The sequence below is a fragment of the Pseudolactococcus raffinolactis NBRC 100932 genome (assembly GCF_001591765.1).
In the GTDB taxonomy this organism is placed as follows: domain Bacteria; phylum Bacillota; class Bacilli; order Lactobacillales; family Streptococcaceae; genus Pseudolactococcus; species Pseudolactococcus raffinolactis.
Genome location: NZ_BCVN01000056.1, coordinates 1 through 6,797 on the forward strand (window position 1 = coordinate 1; position 6,797 = coordinate 6,797).

A 6,797-nucleotide genomic window follows, 5' to 3' on the forward strand; every position below is an offset into this window, starting at 1 on the left:
CCATTTTATTTTGTTTGAAATTCGCATTTCAAAGCTTTTCTTCTATAGAATTAAATATGAATCGGCACACCATCAGCAAGCTCACTTGTGTCCATGATTGCTTCACCAAGTGTTGGGTGAGGATGGACGGTCATTGAGATGTCTTCTGTTGTCAAACCATTTTCAATGGCAAGCGCAAATTCACTAATCAAGTCACTGGCACCAGGTCCAGCGATTTGAGCGCCGATAACAACGCGTGTTGCTTTATCACTCAAAATTCGGATAAAGCCTTTCGTCGCATTCATCGTAATGGCACGACCATTGGCTGCAAATGGGAATTTGCTGACCATGAAGTCTAAGTTTTTCTCCTTAGCTGTGTCAATGGTTTCACCCATTGTCGCAAGTTCTGGATCACAGTAAGCAACTACAGGAATTGAAATCGCACAGTTTCTCATATCTTCGCCGGCAACGTTTGCTGCAGCGACTTTAGCTTCATAGCTAGCTTTGTGCGCAAGCATTGGGCCTTCAATGATATCACCGATAGCATAAATATGCGGTACGCTTGTTTGTTGACGATCATTGACAATGATTTGTCCGCGATCTGTCAATTTAACGTCAGTTGTATTCAAACCAAGTTCATCTGTATTTGGTTTTCTGCCGACTGAAACGAGACAGTAGTCTGCTTCAATTTCAACTTCTTTACCGTCAACTTCGTAAGTTACTTTTACAGAGTTGTCATCTTGAACCGCTGCTTTAGCTTTAGCATTAGTAATGATTTCTACGCCTTTTTCTTTAAAGTCATCAACAACAAAGCTATACATTTCTTTGTCAAAACCATTTAAGATGTGTGGTAGGCCTTCTAAAATCGTTACTTTTGAGCCAAGGTTGGCATAAGCACCTGCTAACTCACTACCGATGACACCACCACCGATGACAACAAGATGTTTAGGTACTTCAGGCAAGCTAAGTGCACCTGTTGAATTCACGACACGCCCTTTAAAAGCAAAGCCTGGGATTTCAATCGGACGGCTACCTGTCGCAATGATACATTTTTCAAATTCCAAAAGATGGCTTTCATCTTCAGAAATAACATTCACGACTTGATTGTCATTGAAACGTGCTTCACCACGGACAATATCAATTTTATGTTTTTTCAAAAGCATGGCAACACCACCTGTTAAGGTATTGACAACTTTTTCATTTTTCCATTTTTGTGTTGCTGCCCAGTCCAAAGTTGCGCCTTTAGACTGCACGCCCATGATGCTATCCATTTGGTGGTTTTGACTATAATAGGCATGACCTGCATTGATCAACGCTTTAGATGGAATACATCCGATATTGAGACAGACACCACCGATGGCATCACGTTCAATAATTGTTACTTTTTGACCCAATTCAGCAGCACGGATGGCTGCGACATAGCCGCCAGGTCCACTTCCGATAACGATTGTTTCAACACTTTTTGCTTGACTTCCTACAACCATTACATTAAACCTCCATCAGCATATATGCTGGATCATTAAGCATTTTTTTCAAGTCATTCATGGCGCTTTGTGCCAACATACCATCGATGAGACGGTGGTCGAATGACAATGATAATTTCATCATGTTGCCAACGACGATTTCGCCTTCTTCATTAACGATTGGCTCTTTGGCAATGGTGCCCAAGCCTAGAATTGCTGCTTCATTGACATTGATAACAGGGGTAAACCAGTTACCTCTTGCACTACCGATGTTTGAAATCGTAATCGTTGAACCTGAAGCCACGTCTGGTGTTAATTTACCATCGCGCGCACGGACTGCCAAATCAGCGATTTCTTTAGCGATCGCAAGGATTGATTTTTGATCCGCATTTTTAACAACTGGTACAAACAAGCCGTTTGGTGTATCAACTGCAATCCCAACATGGATACCTTCTGGGTAAACGATTTCTGATTTTGCCATGTCTACATGTGCATTCAAATCAGGGAAACGTTTCACTAATGATGCCAAAGCTTTGGCAACATAGGCCATGTAAGTCAATTTAACATCTTGTTGCAAAGCCACATCTTTAAATGTCGCACGGTGTGCCATCAATTTAGACACTTCAACTTGCTCAAACAAGGTTACGTGTGGGACATTTTGTTTTTGACTTGTCATGTTACGCGCAATCGCTTTTCTGATTGGCGTCATTGGCACGCGACCTGCTTTTTCAGCTGGTGCGCTGGCTGGTGCTGCCGCAACCGCTGCTGGTTCAGCAAGAGGTGCTACTTCAGCTTCGACTGGCGCAACTGGTGCACCAGTACCGTTCAAGGCATTCTTCACATCATCTAAAGTCAAGTTGCCGTGGCGACCTGTTGCCGCAACGGTAGTCAAATCAATGTTATTTTGACGTGCAAAACGACGAACTGTTGGCATGGCACGGACTTTACCAGCAATCACTGGTGCAGTCTTGCCTTCAACTGGCGCTGCTGCTTCTTGCGCAACTGCTTCGTTGATTGCCGCAATTGGTGCAGGTACAGCTGGTGCTGCTTCTGCTACGGGTTCGCTTGCTGCTGGTGCCGGTGCTGCATCCCCTGCAGCAGAACCTGAGCCATCGCCATCAAATTCGATCAACGGTGCGCCAACTTCAACGACTGTTCCCGCTTCAACGAACAATTTTGTAATTTTACCACTGTAGGGTGATAAAATTTCTTGTAGCAATTTATCATTTTGAATTTCTGCTATGGCATCATCTACCTTAATCGTATCGCCAACTTTGACTAACCAGCTAGCAATCTCCCCTTCGTGCATGCCCTCGCCAACGTCTGGCATCCGAAAAATTTCTGTCATTTTACTACTCCCCTATTATTCAAAAGATAAAACATTTTTAACTGAGTTAATCACGTCATCAACTTGTGGTAACCAGTCATTTTCAGCTGCACCGAAAGGATAAACACTATCTGGTGCTGAAACGCGACCGATTGGCGCTTCCAAGCTCATGATGAACCGCTCAGAAATTTCTGCCATCACAGCACTACCAATCCCTGCTTGACGTTGTGCTTCTTGCGCCACAACGACACGGCCAGTCTTCTCAACTGATTTGCCGATCGTTTCGATATCCAACGGGCTTACTGTCCGCAAGTCAATAACTTCCGCATTAATACCTTCTTTTTCAAGCATTTCTGCTGCTTTCATACAAACCGGTACCAAACCACCATAGGTAATAATGGAGATGTCTTCACCCTCTTTAGCAACGGCTGCTTTATCTAAAGGTGTTGTGTAATAGCCCTCTGGCACTTCGCCTTTTATTGAACGATAAAGTTTGAGGTTTTCTAGGTAAACGACTGGGTCATTAGATTCAATCGCTGATAGCAAGAGACCTTTCGCATCTGCTGGGTTACTTGGCATGACAACACGCAAGCCTGGTGTTTGAGCCATCAAGCCTTCCAAGTTATCCGCGTGCATTTCTGGTGTATGTGTGCCACCACCATAAGGCGCACGCACAACAATTGGGAATTCACGAGTGCCATGGAAACGGAAACGATTCCGTGCCATTTGACCTGAGAGTGAATCCATCACTTCAAAAATGAAACCGAAGAATTGGATTTCCATAATTGGGCGGAAGTTTTGTGTTGTCAAACCGATAGCCAAACCACCGATGGCACTTTCAGCCAAGGGTGTATCAAAGACACGTTCGTCTCCATACTTTTGATTTAAACCATCTGTTGCTCGGAAAACACCACCATTTTTACCGACATCTTCGCCGAAAATGAGGACATTTTCGTCTTTTTCAAGTGCTAAGTCTAACGCTTCTGTAATCGCTGCGATATAAGTTTTGACTGCCATTTATTTGCCCGCCTCTCTGAATTTTTCGATTTGTTCTGCTTGTACAAAACCTGGTTGTTCAAATGTAGTTTCGATAAATTCTGACACTTTTTGTTTTTGAACGTTATCAGCTTTTTTCACAGCGTCGTCGATTTCTGCATTCACTTCTTCTTTATACTCTGACTCAATCGCTTCGCTCCAGAGATTTTTGTTTTCTAGGAAGATGCGCATGCGGATAAGTGGCTCAAGTTTTTGCCATTCTTCGATAGATTCTTTTGTCCGGTAACGTAAAGGATCGTCACCACTCATTGAATGTGGTTCAAGACGGTCAGTCATCGTTTCAATAAGAACAGGACCATTTCCAGCTACTGTCCATTCACGTGCTTTTTTAGCTGCGAGGTAACAAGCAATGGCATCCATCCCGTCAACGACGATACTTGGAATCCCTGCCCCCCAACCTTTAGAGGCTAAGTGTGTTGCTGCTGTTTGAACCTTACGTGGTGTTGAAATGGCATAGCCATTATTTTGGATGATAAAGACTGCATTTGCTTTAAAAGCACCCGCAATATTCATTCCTTCGTAGGTGTCACCTTGTGATGAACCACCATCACCTGTATAAGTGTAGGCACAAGCGTCAAGTTGACGTTTTTTCATGCCAAGACCGATACCTGCTGCTTCGACGAACTGGGCGCCAATGATGATTTGTGGGAACCAAGTGTTGATCCCTTCCATCAAGTTACCTTCGTGATGACCACGGCTCCAGAGAAAGGCTTTGTAGATTGGGAAACCTTTGTGGATCATTTGGGGAATATCACGGTAACCTGGCATCAAGTAATCCGCATCGTTAAAGGCGAAACTTGTCGCTGTTTGACTGGCTTCTTGACCACGTGTAGGCGCCACAAAACCAAGTCGACCTTGTTTGGCTAACTTGACACTACGTTCATTGAGGACCAATTGTTTGATCATGCGTTTCATGAGTTCAACCAATTTGTCATCTGATAATTCAGCTGCTTCAAATCCAGCTTCGTCGATGATGTTTCCGTCTTTATCCAAGACGCTTAATTCTTTAAAGCTATCATCTTGTACTTGCAATTGTTGTTCGAAATTTAAAATTTCTAATGCTTGACTCGTCATTCTTTGCCTCCTATAATATAGTACTTGCGTGTTGTAGCTATCAGTCGTTGATGAGTGACAGCACTTCGTCATTTGAAATCGTACCGAAATATTTTTTATCTTGATTTTGAACCAAAATATTTCGAATGGTTGCTTCTTCAAATGGCACACCGATGAGTTGTGGGATCAATCTTTCAATATCTTCCACCCCCAAGAAATCACCACCAAAGTGAATGTCTTGAATGATCCCTTGGACAATGTCTGCTTTAATGTCTAAGATACCACCTGCAAATTTTTCATGTGCATGGTAGTTAAAGGCAGGACTTTCACCGTAGTTCCATTCCCATGTTGAGAATTTTTCTTTTTCTAGCGTTTTGATTTCGTTTAATTGTGTTTCAGTTAATTGAATCGGTTGGTCTTGACCATTGCGGCTCAATTCATCTGTCAATGCTGCTTGAAAATCTTCTAATGTTAAGTCTGGCGCGTATTGTTTGATACTGCCGACACGACTTCTAACACTTTTAACAGCTTTCGAGATGAATTTTTCATCGCTTACATTCAGGACACGCACCATGGTTTCAACATCCACATCAAACATGAGTGTGCCATGATGCATGAGGTAGCCGTCTTGATAACGTTGGGCATTACCGCTGATTTTTTTACCATCCAAGACCAAGTCATTGCGACCTGTAATCTCTACTGGAATCCCCAATTTATGCAAGGCATCCACAACGGGCTGTACGAAAACTTTCCAATCCACATCTTCTGGCCTTGCAACCGGAATGATAAAGGTAAAGTTCAAATTTCCTAAATCATGGTAAACAGCGCCACCGCCTGTAACACGGCGGATGACTTCGATGTCTTTTTCTTTGACAACTGCTTCGTTGACTTCTTCATAAGTATTTTGATGTTTACCAACGATGACTGCATTGTTATTTTGCCATAAAGTAAAAACAGGTGCCTCAGGTTTTAAATGAGTCAGTAACCATTCATCCATCGCGATGTTAAATGGTGCGGTCCTGTTTTTATTTACAAAATATCGCATTAACTAATCCCCCTATTTATTTTGATTCCAAATACATTTACTGAGTGTCAGTCACCTCACCTTGTATGGTGTGATAACATTCCTTTATCATAGCCTTTCGGCATGATACCAGATGATGATTTGAAATCGCTTTCCATATTCTATTATTCATTGTTTTCATTAATTTTTCAACTAATTTGACTGGAAATTAATCAACTTTTTTGTTTATAATGGAGATAGGACGAAAGAGAAGGCGGATATCGAATTGAATTTTACGACGAGTGATGGTGTAACCCTAGAGTTTGCAAGTGTTGGCGAGGGTATTCCTGTTATTTTTATCGCAGGCTATTCGGGACATGAATATAGTTGGTCTGCGCAAACTGACTTTTTGAGTGAACATGGCTTTCGTTGTCTTCATCTTGATAAACGAGGGCACGGCAAAAATGCGGATGTGATTTCTGGTCTGCGGATTAGTCGCCAAGCAAAAGATATCAAGGAAATGGTAGAGCTTCTGGAGCTGGAAAGCTATCATATTATCAGCCATTCGATGGGGTGTGGCGTTGCTTTTGAATACATCAGTTTATTTGGTGATCACGATATCAAGAGCGTGACTTTTATCGATAGCAGTCCCAAACCTATTAATACACCTGACTGGCAGCTAGGTATGTATGGCTTGACTTGGCAAACCATCACTGAGGCCAATACGACTTTGGCAAGTCTTTCTTTGATTAAAAAGAAAATCAACACAGATTTATTGCGCAAGATGATGCGGGGCAATCAAGTTTTCAAATTTGAACAAACCGAACCTTTATTACTCGACTTGCTCACTAAAGATTACCGAGATGTACTCAAACAGACGACAATCCCGATTCTATTTATCTCTGGTGAATTATCG

Annotated in this window: 6 protein-coding genes; 1 reads left to right on the forward strand and 5 read right to left on the reverse strand. The window is 42.4% G+C overall.

Going from position 1 to position 6,797, the window contains the following annotated elements; genetic code table 11:
- Positions 1 to 50: 50 nt before the first annotated feature.
- Genes lpdA through lplA form a run of 5 tightly spaced genes read right to left on the reverse strand, consistent with a single transcriptional unit; the run spans position 51 to position 5,923 of the window.
- Complete coding sequence (lpdA, locus tag LRA01S_RS09965) at positions 51 to 1,463, reverse strand: dihydrolipoyl dehydrogenase (protein WP_061775474.1); 1,413 nt, start codon at positions 1,461 to 1,463, stop codon at positions 51 to 53.
- Between the two features lie 4 nt (positions 1,464 to 1,467).
- A complete protein-coding gene (locus LRA01S_RS09970) occupies positions 1,468 to 2,790 on the reverse strand; it encodes a dihydrolipoamide acetyltransferase family protein (RefSeq protein WP_061775475.1) in 1,323 nt (440 codons plus the stop codon).
- A 15-nt stretch (positions 2,791 to 2,805) separates the two neighbouring features.
- Positions 2,806 to 3,786 carry an alpha-ketoacid dehydrogenase subunit beta gene (locus LRA01S_RS09975; RefSeq protein ID WP_061775476.1) on the reverse strand — a complete coding sequence of 327 codons (981 nt, stop codon included), beginning with the start codon at positions 3,784 to 3,786 and terminating at the stop codon, positions 2,806 to 2,808.
- Positions 3,787 to 4,899, reverse strand: a complete 1,113-nt coding sequence (locus LRA01S_RS09980; RefSeq protein ID WP_061775477.1) for a thiamine pyrophosphate-dependent enzyme — start codon at positions 4,897 to 4,899, stop codon at positions 3,787 to 3,789.
- Between the two features lie 40 nt (positions 4,900 to 4,939).
- Positions 4,940 to 5,923 carry a lipoate--protein ligase gene (gene lplA, locus LRA01S_RS09985; protein WP_061775478.1) on the reverse strand — a complete coding sequence of 328 codons (984 nt, stop codon included), beginning with the start codon at positions 5,921 to 5,923 and terminating at the stop codon, positions 4,940 to 4,942.
- 244 nt (positions 5,924 to 6,167) lie between these two features.
- Between lplA and LRA01S_RS09990 the strand changes: the two genes are divergently transcribed.
- Positions 6,168 to 6,797: alpha/beta fold hydrolase (locus LRA01S_RS09990; protein ID WP_061775479.1), on the forward strand; the 630-nt coding region annotated here is incomplete at its 3' end.